Consider the following 16733-nt stretch of genomic DNA (forward strand, 5'->3'; position numbering starts at 1 on the left):
CGTCGATGTTGCGCCGTGGAAAGCGCTTGCCCTACGATGCGCGGTGAGCCGGATCCGTGAGTTCAGGGCGTTCACCCCCGACCAGATCGCCGTCCGCCGCCGTCGCGGCAGGGCCGGTCCACCGTGCTTCCCGGGCAGGGCCGATGGGCCGCAGCGATCACCACCGGATCCCCGGAGGCAGTCCATGCACCCGTCCAGACATCGGCTGATCCTGCTCGCAGGTACGACGGCGGCCGCCGTCGTGGCCGGCACCCTCGGCCCGGTCGTCGCCTCGGCCGTCGCCGTCGGCTGCCGGGTCGACTATCAGGTCACCAACCAGTGGCAGGGCGGCTTCGGCGCCAACGTCACCGTCACCAACCTCGGCGACCCGGTCACCGGGTGGACCCTCACCTGGTCGTACGCCGCCGGCCAACAGGTCACCCAGGCGTGGAACGCCGCCGTCACCCAGTCCGGTGCCCAGGTCACCGCCCGCAACGTCGACCACAACGCCACCATTGCCGCCAACGGCACCGCCGCCTTCGGCTTCAACGGCTCCTGGACCGGCGGCAACCCGGCGCCGGGAAGCTTCGCGCTCAACGGCGTCACCTGCACCGGCACCCCACCCACCGGCGAGCCCACCACGCCTCCGCCGACCACACCACCCCCGACGACGCCGCCCCCAACGACGCCTCCGCCCACCACGCCTCCACCGTCGGCCGGGTCGATGCAGATGGAGAGCCTGGACCGAGGGCTGATCAGCGTCCGCTCCGGCAGCGGAAACCTGGTCTCCTGGCGGCTGCTCGGCACCGAGACCTCCGGTGTGGCGTTCAATCTCTACCGGGGGTCGACCAGGGTCAACGCCAGCCCGATCACCGGCGCCACCACCTACCTCGACAGCGGCGCGGCGGCCGGCTCGGCGTACACCGTGCGGGCCGTGGTCGGCGGCGCCGAACAGGCGGCGTCGGCGCCGGCGCTGCAGTTCGGCGCGGGCTTCCTGGACGTGCCGTTGCAGGTCCCGGCCGGCGGCAGCACCCCGAGCGGGGAGAGCTACACCTACAGCGCCAACGACGCCTCCGTCGGTGACCTCAACGGCGATGGCAGCTACGAGGTCGTGCTCAAGTGGGAGCCCTCGAACGCCAAGGACAACTCCCAGTCCGGCTACACCGGCAACGTCCACGTCGACGCGTACACCCTCACCGGCACCCGGTTGTGGCGCATCGACCTGGGCCGCAACATCCGGGCCGGCGCCCACTACACCCAGTTCCAGGTGTACGACTACGACGGCGACGGCCGCGCCGAGGTGGCCATGAAGACCGCCGACGGCACCCGCTCCGGCACCGGTCAGGTCATCGGATCGTCGTCGGCGGACCACCGCAACTCCAGCGGCTACGTGCTCGCCGGCCCGGAGTATCTGACCATGTTCGACGGGCGCACCGGCGCGGTGCTCTCCACCGTCACCTACGACCCGCCGCGCGGCACCGTGTCGTCGTGGGGTGACTCGTACGGCAACCGGGTGGACCGGTTCCTCGCCGGCACCGCGTACCTGGACGGGCAGCGCCCCTCGCTGATCATGGCCCGGGGTTACTACACCCGTGCGGTGATCGCGGCCTGGGACTTCCGCGACGGAACCCTGCGCAGGCGCTGGACGTTCGACTCGAACGCCTCCGGCAACGGTGCCGCCGCGGGTCAGGGCAACCACCAACTCTCCGTCGCCGACGTGGACGCCGACGGCCGTCAGGAGATCGTCTACGGCGCCGCCACCATCGACGACGACGGTCGACTGCTCTACTCGACCGGCAACGGGCACGGCGACGCCCTGCACGTCGGCGATCTCGACCCGGGCCGCGCCGGCCTGGAGGTGTTCAAGGTCGACGAGGATGCCAGCAAGCCCAGTTCCTGGTTCGCCGACGCCCGTACCGGTCAGATCCTCTGGTCCACGCCGGCCTCCGGAGACAACGGCCGTGGCGTCTCGGCGGACGTCTGGGCGGGTAGCCCCGGTGCGGAGTCGTGGTCGTCAGCGGTCGCCGGGCTGGCCAACACCAGGGGGCAGAACATCGGCCGCAAGCCATCGTCGGCCAACTTCCTCGCCTGGTGGGACGGCGACCCGGCGCGGGAACTGCTCGACGGCACGAAGATCGACAAGTACGGCACCGGCGGCGAGACCCGCCTGCTCGACGGCAGCGGGGTGGCGTCCAACAACGGCACCAAGGCCACGCCGGCGCTCTCCGGCGACATCCTGGGTGACTGGCGTGAGGAGGTGATCTGGCGAACCACCGACAGTCGGGCGCTGCGGATCTACAGCACGCCCACGCCGACGAGCACCCGGATCCACACCCTGATGCACGACCCGCAGTATCGGGTGGCGATCGCGTGGCAGAACACCGCCTACAACCAGCCGCCGCATCCGCGGTTCTTCATCGGCGATCAGATGACCAACCCACCGACCCCGAACATCTACCTACGTTGATCTGACCCCTGGTGGTCCCGACCGGGGTCGCCTAGGGTGGCAGGCACCGGGCCGCAGCCGCGGAATCCGCTCAGCTCCGGCCCGGTGCGCCACACCGCGGCATTCCCGACCCGTCCCGACCGGGAATGCCGTACCACCACCGGCACCAACATTAGGCACCGTCCGGGTCGGCAGGGTGACGCTGACGTGAAGATCGTGTTTCACGCCGTCCGGTGCAGGCCGCCCACCACCTGCTCGGCGATCAGCTCGTACGACCGCACCCGGTCCTGCACGTCGTACACCAGCGTGGTCAACATCAGCTCGTCCGCGCCGGTGCGCTCCACCAGCTCGGTCAGCTGCCGGCGCACCGTCTCCGGCGAGCCCATCGCCTGACCGTCGCGGCGCTGCAGCACGAACTCCCGCTCGATCTCGGTGTACGGGTACGCCGCCGCCTCGTCGGGCGTCGACAGCGGCTCCGGCCGGCCGGAGCGCAGCTTCAGGAACGACAACGCGCTCGGCCCCGCCAGCCACTCGGCACGCTCGTCGGTCTCCGCGCACACCGCGTTGACCGCCACCATCGCGTACGGCTTGTCCAACCACTGCGACGGCCGGAAGTTCTGCCGGTACAGGGCCAATGCCGGCAGCGTGTTCGCCGAGCTGAAGTGGTGCGCGAAGGAGAACGGCAGACCGAGCAGGCCAGCCAGTTGGGCGCTGAAACCGCTGGAGCCCAGCAGCCACACGGCTGGCTGCTCACCGCGACCCGGTGTGGCGATGATCTGCCCCGGCTTCTCCCCGCTGAAGTAGTTCATCAGGTCCGCCAGTTCACGTGGGAAGCCCTCGGCCGACAGGCCCTCCATGGTGCGCCGCAACGCCAGCGCGGTCACCTGGTCGGTGCCCGGTGCCCGCCCGATGCCCAGGTCGATCCGACCGGGGTGCAGTGCCTCCAGGGTGCCGAACTGCTCCGCCACCACCAGCGGCGCGTGGTTGGGCAGCATCACCCCGCCCGAGCCGAGGCGGATCGTCGAGGTGTTCGCGGCCAGGTGCGCCAGCAGCACCGCGGGGGCGGAACTGGCGATCGCCGGCATGTTGTGGTGCTCGGCCACCCAGAAACGGTGGTAGCCCAGCTCCTCGGTGCGGCGGGCCAGCTCGGTGGTGGCCTGCAGAGCGGCGCCCGCGGTGGCGCCCTTGGCGACCGGAGCAAGATCAAGAACAGACAACGGTACGGTGATCACACGGTCAGCCAACCCGTCGCCGACCGGATTTGTTCCGCTTGGCCGGCATCTGACGGGTGATTCACCGGCCCCCGCCGCCGCTCAGCCCATCCCACGGGCCTGTTCGAAGATCAGGCTGGTCTGGGTGTGCTGCACCACCGGATCGACGGCGAGATGATCCAGCACGAAGTCGCGCAACGCGTCACCGGACGCCGCCCGTACGTGCAGCACGTAGTCCTCCGCGCCCGCCACGTGGAACACCGACACCACCCCCGGCAGCCGCACCGACCGGGCCCGGAACGCGTCCACCGCCGCCCGCTCGTGCGCGGTCAGCCGCACCGACACCAACGCCTGCAACGGCAGACCGAGCGCGGCCGGATCGACCTCGGCGTGAAAACCACGGATCGCGCCCCGCTCGCGCAGGGCCCGCGTACGGGTCAGGCACGTCGAGGGAGCCACCCCCACCCGCTCGGCGAGGGCGTTGTTCGGCAGACGGCCATCCGCGGCCAACTCGGTCAGGATCGCGCGGTCGACCTCGTCCAGGGCCGGATACGGCCGCACATCGTTCGGCTCAGGGGGCATCCCACCATCCTCGTCCGAATCCGCCACCGAAACCAGAGACCTTGACAGAATGATCTGCCGAACCATTGCTCACCAACCGGTGGATGTTCGACGCTACCGGCATGACGACGGTGGACACCCGGGCCGTACACGCCGGCCGCGACGACCTACGCGCCCTCGGCGTGCACGTACCACCCATCGACCTGTCCACCACCAACCCACTGCCCTCGGTCGACGACGGCGGCGCCGCGTACGAGCGACTCGCCACCGGCGGCACACTTCCCACCGAGGGCGGCGCCGTCTACCAACGGCTGTGGAACCCCACCGTCGCCCGCTTCGAAACCGCCCTCGCCGAGCTGGAGGGCACCGCGCAGGCCGTCGCCTTCGCCAGCGGCATGGCCGCCCTCACCGCCACCCTGCTCGCCGCCGCCCGCGACGACCGGCGGCACGTCGTCGCCGTCCGACCCCTGTACGGCGGAACCGACCACGTCCTCGCCACCGGCCTGCTCGGTACCACCGTCACCTGGGCGCGCTCCGACGACGTCGCCGCGGCCATCCGCCCCGACACCGCGCTGATCATCGTCGAGACACCCGCCAACCCCACCCTCGACCTGGTCGACATCGCCGCCCTCGCCGCCGCGGCCGGCGACATCCCGCTGCTTGTCGACAACACCGTCGCCACCCCCGTACTGCAACAACCCGCCCGGCACGGCGCCACCCTCGTCCTGCACAGCGCCACCAAGAGCATCGGCGGGCACGGCGACGTTCTCGCCGGTGTCGTCGCCTGCGACGCCGACTGGGCAGCCCGGCTGCGCCAGGTCCGCGCGGTCACCGGCGCGATCCTGCACCCGCTCGGCGGCTACCTGCTGCACCGCGGCCTGCAGACCCTGCCGCTGCGCGTCCGCGCCCAGCAGGTCACCGCCGAGAAGCTCGCCGGCTGGCTCGCCGACCACCCGGCCGTACACCGCGTGCACCATCCGTCGGTGCACGACCCGGCGGCGCTGGTCGGCCGGCAGATGGCCGGCCCCGGCAGCCTGCTGGCCTTCGAGGTGCGCGGCGGCGCACCCGCCGCCGCCGCCGTGGCCGGCGCGTGCCGGCTGATCACCCACGCGGTGTCGCTCGGCGGCGTGGACACCCTGATCCAGCACCCCGCCTCACTCACCCACCGGCCGGTCGACGGTGCGGCGAAACCCGCCGCCGGGCTGCTGCGCCTCTCGGTCGGCCTGGAGGACCCCGAGGACCTGCGCGCCGACCTCGCCCACGCGCTCGACACAATCGCCTGATCAGCTCAGGTCGCGGTTCCCCAGCACCCGGTTGGGCGAGCCCTGCCGTGCCACCCGCAGCATCGCCCGGCCGATCCCGTCGGTGGTGGTGATCTGGTTCGGCAGCAACCGGCGCAGCACCGGAATGAGCGGACGGGTGACCGCGTACCCGATCCGGTACCAACTGGTGCGTGACACCGCCCCGTGCGTCGGCTGGATGAAACCGGGCCGCGCCGCGTAGCCGTTGGGCAGCAGGTCGATGATCGCGTTCTCGGTACGGCCCTTGACCCGCGCCCACATCAGGCGACCCTGACCCGACGAGTCGGTGCCGACACCGGAGACGTAGACGAACGTGACCTGCGGGCTCACTTCGGCCAGCAGCCGCGCCGCCGCGAGCGGGTAGTCGTAGCTGACTCGCGTGTACGCGGCCTCGTCCAGACCCAGGGAGGAGACACCCAGGCAGTAGAAACACGCGTCCACGCCGGTCAACTCGGCCCGCACCGCCTCCAGTTCGCCGACATCGGCGACGGTGAGCTCGCGCAGCTTCGGATGCCGCTGCCCGGTCGGGCGCCGGCCGACGGTCAGCACCTCCCGCACGTCCTCGGCGAGCAGACACTCGGGCAGCACGCCCTGGCCGACCATGCCGGTCGCGCCGAAGATGACCACCCGCATCAGTTCCCACCCCTGTCGTCGTCGACCCCGCCACCGGCCATCCCGCCCGCGTGCCAGCCAGGCTCCCACGGTCGGCATGACCACCGTCGCCCGGGAAAGCCGGCGTGGCCGGGGGCAGACGGGGTGCAGACCAGGCAGGTAGGAGTAGGCGGCGGGATCCGTCGGATTGTCGACATCCGGCAAGCAGCGGAAGCACCGCGATGCGGTATCGCACTTCGCCGGTTCGGGCCGATCGACACACCAGTGCCAGACCGTGTGTACGGCAATGAGAGCGCGCGGGCTACGGAGCGGATGTCGTGGCCGCGAGCGCGGAGGGTCGGGCTTGTGCCCGCATCAGCGGTGGGTACAAGCCCACAATCATCGAACAGGTGTATGACGGAGTGCCGGGAGCGGGATTCGAACCCGCAAGCCCTTTCGGGCAGAAGTGTTTGAGACTTCCGTGTATGCCGTTCCACCATCCCGGCGGGTCGCGCTTACTGTACCCGACTACTCTCATGCGGGAGCATGGGTGGTAGCCGTGCAGTGATCGATGGTGGGGGTAGGACTGGTGGCCGAGATGCCGACGGATGCCGAGCGCAGGCGCGTACTGATCGCCGAGGACGAGGCGCTGATCCGGCTGGACCTCGCCGAGATGCTGGTCGAAGAGGGTTACGAGGTGGTCGGGGAGGCCGGTGACGGCGAGACCGCCGTCCGCCTCGCCGAGGAGTTGAAGCCCGATCTCGTCATCCTCGACATCAAGATGCCGATCATGGATGGGCTGGCCGCCGCCGAGCGGATCGCCGGCGCCCGGATCGCCCCGGTGATCATTCTGACCGCGTTCAGCCAGCGCGACCTGGTGGAGCGGGCGCGGGCGGCGGGCGCGATGGCGTACCTCGTGAAGCCCTTCCAGAAGAGCGACCTGGTCCCGGCGGTCGAGATCGCACTGTCGCGCTACTCGGAGGTCGCGGCCCTGGAGGCGGAGGTCGCGAGCCTGACCGACCGCCTGGAGATCCGCAAGACCGTGGAGCGCGCCAAGGGCGCGCTGATGACCACGTACGGGATGACCGAGCCGCAGGCGTTCAAGTGGATCCAGCGCACGGCGATGGACCACCGGATGACCATGAAAGAGGTCGCCGAGCGGATCCTCACGGAGACCGCCGGCGGCGAGGTGTCGCCGCAGCCGACCGTCTGACCGCCGGGCGGGGTTCGGCGTCGGGCCATCGGATCGATAGCATCACATGCGTGTCGGTCCGGCGTGCCATCGCGGTGTTCGTGGTTGCCGTCACGCTGCTCGGCGGCTGCCGGGCCACCCGGGACGAGGGTCTTCCCGAACCGGTCCGTCCACGGTGGACGGCGTTGGAGTTGCCGATGCCGCCGGGTGCCACCGGTCGACTGATCGTGCGCGACGCGGTCGCCTGCGAGGGCCGGTGGTATGTGGTCGGCGCGGTGGGCGGGGCCGATGGCACGACCCGGCCGGCGGCCTGGGGTAGCGGCGACGGCCGTGGCTGGTCGCCGTTGTCGCTGCGTCCGATCAGCTACTACGGCGAGCGCGCGATTCTGTACGCCGTTGGTTGTCACGAGGGGCGGATCGCCGTCATCGGTGCGCGGGCGGGCGGTGCGCACGGCAACCCGCGGGTGCGGACGTGGCGGCAGGACGCCGACGGTGCTCTGACCGAGGTGCCGGCGGAGTTCGAGCTGTACGGCGGGCCGGAGGCGGTCAGCGCGAGCCGTGTCGCGGGCGGCGACCGAGGCTGGTTGATCGCGGGTGCCCGGACGAGCGGGGCGGCGGTCTGGCGTTCCCCGGACGGGGACGATTTTCAGCTGGTTGCCGGGGCTCCGGGGCTGGCCAGCGAATCAATCTTGACGACACTCGCCACGGATGCGCTGGCGGTGCCCGATGGCTGGTTGGTCGGCGGCGGGGGCCGGCCGGCCGACCGTGCCGATCGTGACCCGTTCGTCTGGTTCTCCGGTGATGCCCGGGCCTGGACGCGGCTGGCGCTGCCGGCGACCGGTGCGGACGAGATCGTGCAGCGCCTCGTGCGGGTCGGTTCCGTCGTGTACGCCCTCGGGGTGCGGGGGAGCGGGTTCCAGGCGTGGGTGCTCGACATCGCCTCCGGGGGCGTGGCGACGAGCGCGGGCCGGTGGCGGGCCGTGGGGCGGTTCGGAACGACAGGCACCGGCACGGTGGCGGGTGTGGAGTCGCTCGCCGGCGGGGGTGGTGAGGTGCTGGCCGTGACGATGGCGGCCGATGGGCACCGGCTGTGGCGGGCCGCCGCCGGCGGCGCGTCGTGGGCGCCGGTGGCCCTGCCGGTGAGTGTTTCCGCTGGTGGGGACACGTCAGCGGCGCTCACGCTGTGGGACGGTGGGATGGTGGTCACTATCGACGACGGGGTGGCGGCGAGGGTGTGGTTTGCGCCTTTGGGGGCCGACTGACGGTTTGTCGAGGCCCGCCGATGTGACATCTAAACGCGAGGTTCCCCGCCTCTGGTAACGGTTGAGTCAATGCCGCCTACGACACCTTACGGTGAGTAGTGCTTCTGGGATAACGTCCCGCCCCAGACCGGGTGAACGGTCCGGTCCGTTGCCGCCTCGCCTCTTTCGCCCGGCGGCATCGGACTCCTGGACGGAGAAGGGGTTCCAGCCTTGAGGCAAAACTTCGTGCGCGTCCTCGGCAGCGTCGCCATCGCGGCGCTCATTGCCGGCGGCGCCAGCGCATGCAAGAAGGACGAGGGCACGTCGGACGGTACCGCCAGCAAGGCGTGCGACCTCAAGATCGGTTTCTTCGGGGCGCTCTCCGGCGCTGACGCCGGCCTGGTGACCCCGATGAAGCAGGGTGCCGACCTGGCCGTGGAGAAGTACAACGCGGCGAACGCGGACTGCAAGGTCACCGTTCAGGCGTTCGACTCGCAGGGCAAGGCCGACCTGGCCGGTGGTCTGGCGACCAGTGCGGTGGCCGACACGAAGATCGTCGGCATGGTTGGGCCGGCGTTCTCCGGTGAGAGCGAGGTCGCGCTGCCGATCTTCGACACCGCGACTCTCCCCAGCATCAGCCCGTCGGCCACCCGGCCGAGCCTGTCGGAAAAGGGCTGGAAGGTCTTCCACCGGGGTGTCGGTAACGACTTCTCCCAGGGGCCGGCGATCGCCAGCTACATCAAGAACGTGCTGAAGGCGCAGAAGGCGTTCGTCATCGACGACCAGTCGGCGTACGGCGCGGGTCTGGCCGACGAGGCCAAGAAGGGCCTCGGCTCGCTGGTCATCGGCACCGACAAGGTCGTGGACAACGCGCAGGAGTTCGGTGCGCAGATCTCCAAGGTGAAGACCAGCGGCGCGACGGTGCTGTTCTACGCGGGTTACACCGAGGAGGCGGCGCCGTTCCTGAAGCAGCTGCGGGCTGCGGGCTGGACCGGCACGTTCATCGGTGGTGACGGCATCAACGACGCCAACATGCTGTCGGTGACTGGTCAGAAGGACGTCGAGGGCACCATCGCGACCTGCCCGTGTGGTCCGGCGACCGCGGCCAAGGGCACCTTCGTGACCGACTTCAAGGCCAAGTACAGCGTCGACCCGGGCGTGTACGCGGACGTGGCGTTCGACCTGGCCAACATCTACCTTGAGGCGATCAAGGCCGGCAAGACCACCCGCGCCGACATCCAGACCTTCCTGTCCACCTACAACAAGGCTGGCGCCGCCTCGGGCGTGACCTACAAGTGGGAGGCCAACGGCGAGCTGGACCCGACGCAGGTCAAGGTGTGGGCCTTCAAGGCCACCGCCGGTGCGTGGGCTCCGGACGTGGAGATCCCGAAGGCCTGATCCCGTTGGGGGTCACAGGTTTGAGGGCGTGACGATAAGAGTTGTTCCGGTGCGGTCGGGGTGTGTAACCCCGGCCGCATCGGTTCAACGCAACACCCTTCGGAGCATCGGTGGACTTTGCAGAACTCGTCCGGGGCTTCCCGGAACTAACCACGACCGGGTTGGTGCAGGGTGCGATCTACGCGCTCATCGCCCTCGGCTACACCCTCGTTTACGGCGTACTTCGCCTGATCAACTTTGCGCACTCCGAGGTCTTCATGATCGGCACCTTCGGTGCGATCTGGACCTGGGCGGCCTTCGGGCTCGATAGCAACAGTGGTGCCCCCTCGGTGGGGCGCGCGCTGCTTCTGATCGCGCTCGCGATCGTCGCGGCCGCGCTGCTGTCCGGCAGCGTCGCGCTGCTGATCGAGGTCACCGCCTACCGTCCCCTGCGTCGGCGTAACGCGCCACCGCTGGCCTTCCTGATCACGGCCATCGGCGCGTCGTACGCCCTGATGGAGCTGATGGGGACGCTGACCCAGCGTCGCCAGGTCGGCTCGCCGGCTCTGCTGCCGGCCGACACGTTGTTCAGCATCGGCGGCTGGAGCATCACGCCGGTGCAGATGCTGACGCTGAGCGTGGCCATCCTGATGATGGTCGGCTTGGACTGGTTCGTGAACCGCACCCGCTTCGGCAAGGGCATCCGCGCGGTCGCGCAGGATGCCAACACCGCCGCGCTGATGGGTGTCAACAAGAGCCGCGTGATCGCGCTGGTCTTCGTGCTGGGTGGCCTGATGGCCGGTGTGGCCGCTGTCTTCAGTGACATGAAGAGCGGAAACACCCGGTACAACATCGGCTTCCTGCTCGGGCTCAAGGCGTTCTCCGCCGCGGTGCTGGGCGGTATCGGCAACCTGCGGGGCGCGGCGATCGGTGGCGTGCTGCTGGGTCTGGTCGAGAACTACGGGTCGGCGCTGTTCGGCTCGCAGTGGCGCGATCTCATCGCGTTCGTCGTGCTGATCGTCCTGCTGATGTTCCGGCCGACCGGTCTGCTGGGCGAGTCGTTGGGGAGGGCGCGGGCATGACCGCTCTGCGAGAGCGTTGGCACTCCGCTTCGAGTGCCTTCGGTCGGCGGGTCGACGGGCTGCCGAAGTCCGCCCGGATCACCGGGTTGCTGGCCTTCGTCGCCTTCCTCTACGTCCTGCCGAACAAGTGGTTCTACGAGTACCTGAACATCCCCGGTGTGTGGATCCCGCTCTACACCACGCGGAACGACATGGCGGCGGTGCTCTTCTACTGCGCGTGGATCGTGCTGCTGTCACTCGGTCTCAACGTGGTGGTGGGTTACGCGGGTCTGTTGGACCTGGGGTTCTTCGGCTTCTTCGCCGTCGGTGCCTACACCGTGGCGTTGTTGACGTCGCCGGAGAGCAAGCTCATCACCGAGTACAACTGGCTGGAGAGCCCGTGGCCCTGGTTGGTCACGGTGCCGATCGCGGTCGCCCTGGCGCTGTTGTCCGGTGTGCTGCTGGGCGCTCCGACCCTGCGGCTGCGCGGTGACTACCTGGCGATCGTGACGCTCGGTTTCGCGGAGATGATCCGGATCATCGCGAAGAACCAGGACTGGATCCTCAACGGTGACCGGGGCATCCCGCAGGTGGGGCACCCACCGGGCAAGTACCCGGACGGGACGGCCATCTTCCAGTTCGAGTTCAAGCCGTACTACTGGCTGCTGCTCACCGTGATCATCGGCGCCGTCTTCCTGATCCGTAACCTGGCCAACAGCCGGGTGGGTCGGGCCTGGGTGGCGATCCGTGAGGACGAGGACGCGGCCGAGCTGATGGGCGTGCCGACGTTCCGGTTCAAGCTGTGGGCGTTCGCGATCGGCGCGGCGGTCGGCGGCTTGTCCGGCACGTTGTGGGCCGGTCAGGCCAACTTCGTCAACTCCTCGACGTTCTCGTTGGAGAATTCGATTCTGGTGTTGGCGGCGGTGTTGCTCGGCGGTGCGGGCAGCATCGGCGGCGCGATCCTCGGTGGCTTCCTGGTCATCTACATTCCGGAGTGGCTGCGGTCGGTGGGTGACGTGTTCGGTCTGCCGGAGACGGCCACCGTCTTCGGCAACGACTTCGACGTGAGCCCGACGTCGTTGCGCTACTTCATCTTCGGGATCCTGCTGATCATCGTGATGATCTTCCGTCCGCAGGGTCTCTGGCCGAACCGGCGGCGGGCCGCCGAGCTCAAGGACCGGCAGAAGGAGGTGGCTGTCGTTGAGTGAGCCACGGATGGGTAGCGAGCGCGACGCCACCAGCGAGCGCGACATGGCGATCGACGCGCGCACGACGGTGGGTAGCCCGCCGGAGACCTCGTCGACGCCGGACGAGGCCGTCAGTGAGCCGGCCCCGGCGACCGACGGTCGCAAGCCTCTGCTGGAGGTCGACCACGTCACGCTGCGGTTCGGCGGTGTGGTGGCTCTCAACGACGTCAACTTCACCCTCTATGAGGGGGAGATCCTCGGGCTGATCGGCCCGAACGGCGCGGGCAAGACCACCTGCTTCAACGCGATGACGGGCGTGTACACCCCGACGACCGGTCAGATCCGGTTCCGGGGCGAGAAGGTCAGCGGCCGGAAGCGGTTCCAGATCACCAAGATGGGCATCGCGCGTACCTTCCAGAACATCCGTCTCTTCCCGGAGATGACGGCCCTGGAGAACGTGCAGGTCGGCGCGGACGCCAACCATAAGACCAGCGTCCCGAGCGCCCTGCTGCGGTTGCCGCGGCACTGGCGGGAGGAGCGGCAGGGCAAGGAGAAGGCCCGCGAGCTGCTGGACTTCGTGGGCATCCAGGGTCGCTCCGGCGACCTGGCGCGCAACCTGTCGTACGGTGACCAGCGTCGGCTGGAGATCGCCCGGGCCCTGGCCACCGATCCCACCCTGCTCTGCCTGGACGAGCCGGCGGCCGGCTTCAACCCGGCCGAGAAGGTGGCCCTGCTGCAGCTGATCCGCAAGATCCGCGACTCCGGGGTGACCGTCCTGCTGATCGAGCACGACATGCGTCTGGTCATGGGCGTGGTGGACCGGCTGGTGGTGCTGGAGTTCGGGCAGAAGATCGCCGAGGGGTCGCCGGCCGAGGTGCGCGACGACCCCAAGGTGATCGCGGCTTACCTGGGAGGTGCCGAGGATGCTGCTTGAGATCGAGAACCTGAAGCTGCTCTACGGCCGTATCGAGGCGTTGCACGGCATCAGCCTGCACGTCGAGCAGGGCGAGATCGTGGCGCTCATCGGCGCGAACGGCGCCGGCAAGACCACGACGATGAAGGCGATCTCGGGGCTGCACGCCATCTCCGGCGGCAGCATCAAGTTCGACGGCACCGATGTCAGTCGGCTCCGTGCCGACCTCCGGGTGATCCGGGGGATCGGGCAGTCGCCCGAGGGCCGTGGCGTCTTCCCCGGCATGACCGTGCTCGAGAACCTGGAGATGGGGGCCTACACCCGCAGGGACAAGGCCGACATCGCCAAGGACCTGGCGATGGTCTTCGACCTGTTCCCGCGGCTGCACGAGCGGCGTAAGCAGGCCGGCGGCACGCTCTCCGGCGGCGAGCAGCAGATGCTCGCGGTCGGCCGGGCGCTGATGACCCGTCCCAAGCTGCTGCTGCTGGACGAGCCGTCGATGGGGCTGGCACCCAAGTTGATCCAGCAGATCTTCGAGATCATCACCCAGATCAACGAGCAGGGCACCACGATCCTGCTGGTCGAGCAGAACGCCCAGCAGGCGCTCTCCCGGGCCCACCGGGGGTACGTGTTGGAGACCGGCCGGATCGTCAAGGAGGGCACCGGCCTGGAACTCCTGCACGACCCGGCGGTCAAGGAGGCGTACCTCGGCGTGGCCTGAGCTACCCGTGCGACGGCCGGTCACCCCACGCGGGTTGGCCGGCCGTCGCCGTTGCGGCCGGGCTGTCCGTTTTGGCGTCGGGTCGTGCGGTGCCGCCACCCGGGGATGTCGGTGCGACGGACTAGAGTCGCTGCCGTGACAGCTACGACACCGCGCCTGCTTCTCGTCGACGGACATTCCCTGGCATACCGGGCCTTCTTCGCCCTGCCGGTGGAAAACTTCTCCACCACGACGGGTCAGCCGACCAACGCGGTGTACGGCTTCACCTCGATGCTGATCAACGTGCTGCGCGACGAGCAGCCCACCCACATCGTCGTGGCCTTCGACGTCTCCCGCCGTTCCTTCCGCACCGAGAAGTACGCGGAGTACAAGGCCGGCCGCAGCGAGACCCCGACCGACTTCAAGGGCCAGGTCAGCCTGGTCAAGGAGGTCCTGGCCGCGCTGCAGATCCCGGTGGTGGAGAAGGAGGGCTTCGAGGCCGACGACGTCATCGCCACGCTCGCGTGCCAGGCCCGCGACCAGGGCATGTCGGTGCTGATCAGCAGCGGTGACCGGGACGCGTTCCAACTGGTCGACGACCAGATCACCGTCCTCTACCCGCGCAAGGGTGTCTCCGACCTGGCCCGGATGGACCCGGCGGCGATCGAGGCGAAGTACGGCGTCGGGCCACAGCAGTATCGGGACCTCGCCGCGTTGGTCGGCGAGACCAGTGACAACCTGCCCGGCATCCCCGGCGTCGGCCCGAAGACCGCGGCGAAGTGGATCACCATGTACGGCGGGGTGGAGGGCGTGATCGCCCGCGCCGACGAGATCAAGGGCAAGGCCGGCGACAGCCTGCGCGAGCGGCTCGCCGACGTGATCCGCAACTACGAGATCAACCGCCTCGTCTCCGACCTGGAGCTGCCGCTCCGCCCGGAGGACACCCGCTGGGCCGGGTGGGACCGCGAGGCGGTGCACCAGGTCTTCGACACACTGGAGTTCCGCATCCTGCGTGACCGGCTCTACCAGTACCTGGAGGCGGTGGAGCCGGAGGCCGAGTCCGGGTTCGACCTCGCCGGCGAGGTGCTCACCGAGACCGGCGCGTTGGCGGGCTGGCTGACCACGCACGCCCCGACCGGCACCCCGGTCGGGTTGGCGGTCAAGCTCGACACCGGTCCCAACCGCCGGCACACCGCCTCGATCACCGGTCTGGCGCTGGCCACCGCTGGCGGCGCGGCGGCCTGGGTCGACCCGGCGGGGCTCGACCCGACCGACGAGGGCGCCCTGGCCGGTTGGTTGGCCGACGCGCAGCGGCCCAAGGTGCTGCACGACAGCAAACCAGCCGTGCTGGCCTGCGCCGCGCACGGTTGGCAGCTCGCCGGCATCGTCCGTGACACGCAGATCGCCGCGTACCTGGCCCGCCCCGATCAGCGGTCCTACGACCTGACCGACCTGGCGCTGCGCTACCTGCACCGGGAGCTGCGGGTGGACGTCCCGGAGTCCGGCCAGCTCACCCTCGACGGGCTGGGCGACGAGGGCGTGGCCGAGCAGAACCTGATGCTCCAGGCCCGGGCCACCCTCGACCTGGCCGACGCGATCGACGCCGAGCTGTCCCGCGACGGCGAGCAGTCCGCCCGGCTGATGGCCGGGGTGGAGCTGCCCCTGATGCGGGTGCTCGCCGGCATGGAGAGCACCGGCATCGCCGCCGACACGCACTATCTGTCCGAGTTGGAGGCGCACTTCGCCGCCGAGGTGAAGGCCGCCGCGCAGGGCGCGTACGAGGCGGTGGGTCGGGAGTTCAACCTCGGCTCGCCCAAGCAGTTGCAGGAGATCCTCTTCACCGAGTTGGGCCTGCCGAAGACCAAGAAGATCAAGACGGGTTACACCACCGACGCTGACGCCCTGCAGTGGCTCTACGCGCAGCAGCCGCACCCGGTGCTCGCCCACCTGCTGCGCCATCGGGACGTGGCCAAGCTCAAGTCCACCGTCGACGGGCTGCTCAAGTCGGTCTCCGACGACGGTCGGATCCACACCACCTTCAACCAGACGGTGGCGGCCACCGGTCGGCTCTCCTCCACAGAGCCCAACCTGCAGAACATCCCGATCCGCACCGAGGAGGGCCGGCGGATCCGCCGGGCCTTCGTGGTGGGGGAGGGCTACGAGTGCCTGCTCACCGCCGACTACAGCCAGATCGAGATGCGCATCATGGCGCACCTCAGCTCGGACGACGCGCTGATCGACGCGTTCAACTCCGGCGCCGACTTCCATGCCGCCACCGCCTCGTCGGTCTTCGGGGTGCCGCTCGACGAGGTCACCCCCGACCAACGCCGCAAGATCAAGGCCATGAACTACGGCCTGGCGTACGGGCTGAGTGCGTTCGGCCTGTCCCAGCAGCTCAGCATCGGCACGGACGAGGCCCGCGGGCTGATGGAGAACTACTTCGCCGGCTTCGGCGGGGTGCGCGACTACCTGCAGCAGGTGGTCGCCCGGGCACGCCAGGACGGCTACACCTCGACCATCCTGGGTCGCCGCCGCTACCTGCCCGACCTGGTCAGCGACAACCGGCAGCGCCGGGACATCGCCGAGCGGATGGCACTCAACGCTCCGATCCAGGGCTCCGCGGCCGACATCATCAAGATGGCGATGCTGCACGTCGACACCGCGCTCGGTGCGGCGGGCCTGCGCTCGCGGATGTTGTTGCAGGTGCACGACGAGCTGGTCTTCGAGGTCGCCCCCGGTGAGCGGGAGGCGTTGGAGGCACTGGTCCGGCGGGAGATGGGCGGGGCGTACCCGCTGTCGGTGCCGCTGGAGGTGTCGGTGGGCGAAGGCCGGGACTGGAACAGCGCTGATCACTGATCTTGCTGGTCGCGGTGGGGGTTTCGGGGCAGTCCGACCCGCTCCGGGCGGTCAGGCTTGATCCCTGTGCGGGTCGGGCTGCCCCGGAACCCCGACGAGGTTGCTGTGGTCGGTGCT

The 16733-nt window shown here is 69.7% G+C and carries 13 protein-coding genes and 1 tRNA gene; 10 read left to right on the forward strand and 4 right to left on the reverse strand.

The window, feature by feature from the left end; all coding sequences use genetic code 11:
* Positions 1-184: 184 nt before the first annotated feature.
* Positions 185-2446 carry a cellulose binding domain-containing protein gene (locus ACQEUX_RS01410; RefSeq protein WP_433039933.1) on the forward strand — a complete coding sequence of 754 codons (2262 nt, stop codon included), beginning with the start codon at positions 185-187 and terminating at the stop codon, positions 2444-2446.
* Positions 2447-2646: 200 nt separating this feature from the next.
* Here ACQEUX_RS01410 and ACQEUX_RS01415 read toward each other — a convergent pair whose 3' ends face one another.
* On the reverse strand, positions 2647-3657 hold the full coding sequence (locus tag ACQEUX_RS01415; RefSeq protein ID WP_433039935.1) for an LLM class flavin-dependent oxidoreductase: 1011 nt from the start codon (positions 3655-3657) through the stop codon (positions 2647-2649).
* 81 nt (positions 3658-3738) lie between these two features.
* Positions 3739-4218 carry an Lrp/AsnC family transcriptional regulator gene (locus tag ACQEUX_RS01420; RefSeq protein ID WP_030334356.1) on the reverse strand — a complete coding sequence of 160 codons (480 nt, stop codon included), beginning with the start codon at positions 4216-4218 and terminating at the stop codon, positions 3739-3741.
* Between the two features lie 83 nt (positions 4219-4301).
* On the opposite strand from ACQEUX_RS01420, the gene ACQEUX_RS01425 reads away from it, so the two are divergent.
* The gene (locus ACQEUX_RS01425; RefSeq protein ID WP_433039937.1) at positions 4302-5480 is read left to right on the forward strand and encodes a trans-sulfuration enzyme family protein; all 1179 of its coding nucleotides are present in this window, start codon (positions 4302-4304) and stop codon (positions 5478-5480) included.
* Here ACQEUX_RS01425 and ACQEUX_RS01430 read toward each other — a convergent pair whose 3' ends face one another.
* Together ACQEUX_RS01430 and ACQEUX_RS01435 are read right to left on the reverse strand one after the other, a co-directional pair.
* A complete protein-coding gene (locus ACQEUX_RS01430; RefSeq protein WP_433039939.1) occupies positions 5481-6131 on the reverse strand; it encodes an NAD-dependent epimerase/dehydratase family protein in 651 nt (216 codons plus the stop codon).
* Positions 6132-6512: 381 nt separating this feature from the next.
* Positions 6513-6595: transfer RNA gene (locus tag ACQEUX_RS01435), tRNA-Leu, on the reverse strand.
* Between the two features lie 83 nt (positions 6596-6678).
* Between ACQEUX_RS01435 and ACQEUX_RS01440 the strand changes: the two genes are divergently transcribed.
* From ACQEUX_RS01440 to polA, 8 genes are all read left to right on the forward strand, one after another.
* Positions 6679-7302: an ANTAR domain-containing response regulator gene (locus tag ACQEUX_RS01440; protein ID WP_433049497.1), complete on the forward strand. Its 624-nt coding sequence runs from the start codon at positions 6679-6681 to the stop codon at positions 7300-7302.
* Positions 7303-7352: 50 nt separating this feature from the next.
* On the forward strand, positions 7353-8543 hold the full coding sequence (locus ACQEUX_RS01445) for a hypothetical protein (protein ID WP_433039941.1): 1191 nt from the start codon (positions 7353-7355) through the stop codon (positions 8541-8543).
* A 210-nt stretch (positions 8544-8753) separates the two neighbouring features.
* Positions 8754-9920, forward strand: coding sequence for a branched-chain amino acid ABC transporter substrate-binding protein (locus ACQEUX_RS01450; protein ID WP_433039943.1), 1167 nt, complete (start codon positions 8754-8756; stop codon positions 9918-9920).
* 110 nt (positions 9921-10030) lie between these two features.
* The gene (locus ACQEUX_RS01455) at positions 10031-10981 is read left to right on the forward strand and encodes a branched-chain amino acid ABC transporter permease (protein ID WP_433039945.1); all 951 of its coding nucleotides are present in this window, start codon (positions 10031-10033) and stop codon (positions 10979-10981) included.
* Positions 10978-12168 carry a branched-chain amino acid ABC transporter permease gene (locus ACQEUX_RS01460; protein WP_433039947.1) on the forward strand — a complete coding sequence of 397 codons (1191 nt, stop codon included), beginning with the start codon at positions 10978-10980 and terminating at the stop codon, positions 12166-12168. Before ACQEUX_RS01455 ends, ACQEUX_RS01460 begins: the two co-directional genes overlap by 4 nt.
* Before the next feature lie 43 nt (positions 12169-12211).
* Positions 12212-13081, forward strand: coding sequence for an ABC transporter ATP-binding protein (locus ACQEUX_RS01465; protein WP_433049500.1), 870 nt, complete (start codon positions 12212-12214; stop codon positions 13079-13081).
* On the forward strand, positions 13071-13781 hold the full coding sequence (locus ACQEUX_RS01470; protein WP_433039949.1) for an ABC transporter ATP-binding protein: 711 nt from the start codon (positions 13071-13073) through the stop codon (positions 13779-13781). Before ACQEUX_RS01465 ends, ACQEUX_RS01470 begins: the two co-directional genes overlap by 11 nt.
* A gap of 135 nt (positions 13782-13916) precedes the next feature.
* Entirely contained in the window at positions 13917-16616 is a 2700-nt protein-coding gene (gene polA, locus ACQEUX_RS01475; RefSeq protein WP_433039951.1) for a DNA polymerase I, read from the forward strand.
* The last annotated feature ends 117 nt before the right edge of the window (positions 16617-16733 follow it).

The sequence above is a fragment of the Micromonospora sp. CA-259024 genome, from assembly GCF_050936255.1.
Classification (GTDB): Bacteria; Actinomycetota; Actinomycetes; order Mycobacteriales; family Micromonosporaceae; genus Micromonospora.

Excerpts from the sequence above, each read along its gene's own strand:
- ACQEUX_RS01420 (WP_030334356.1), bottom strand. The coding sequence starts at position 4,218 with ATGCCCCCTGAGCCGAACGATGTGCGGCCGTATCCGGCCCTGGACGAG.
- ACQEUX_RS01425 (WP_433039937.1), top strand. The coding sequence starts at position 4,302 with ATGTTCGACGCTACCGGCATGACGACGGTGGACACCCGGGCCGTACAC.
- ACQEUX_RS01465 (WP_433049500.1), top strand. The coding sequence starts at position 12,212 with ATGGCGATCGACGCGCGCACGACGGTGGGTAGCCCGCCGGAGACCTCG.
- ACQEUX_RS01460 (WP_433039947.1), top strand. The coding sequence starts at position 10,978 with ATGACCGCTCTGCGAGAGCGTTGGCACTCCGCTTCGAGTGCCTTCGGT.
- ACQEUX_RS01470 (WP_433039949.1), top strand. The coding sequence starts at position 13,071 with ATGCTGCTTGAGATCGAGAACCTGAAGCTGCTCTACGGCCGTATCGAG.
- ACQEUX_RS01430 (WP_433039939.1), bottom strand. The coding sequence starts at position 6,131 with ATGCGGGTGGTCATCTTCGGCGCGACCGGCATGGTCGGCCAGGGCGTG.
- ACQEUX_RS01410 (WP_433039933.1), top strand. The coding sequence starts at position 185 with ATGCACCCGTCCAGACATCGGCTGATCCTGCTCGCAGGTACGACGGCG.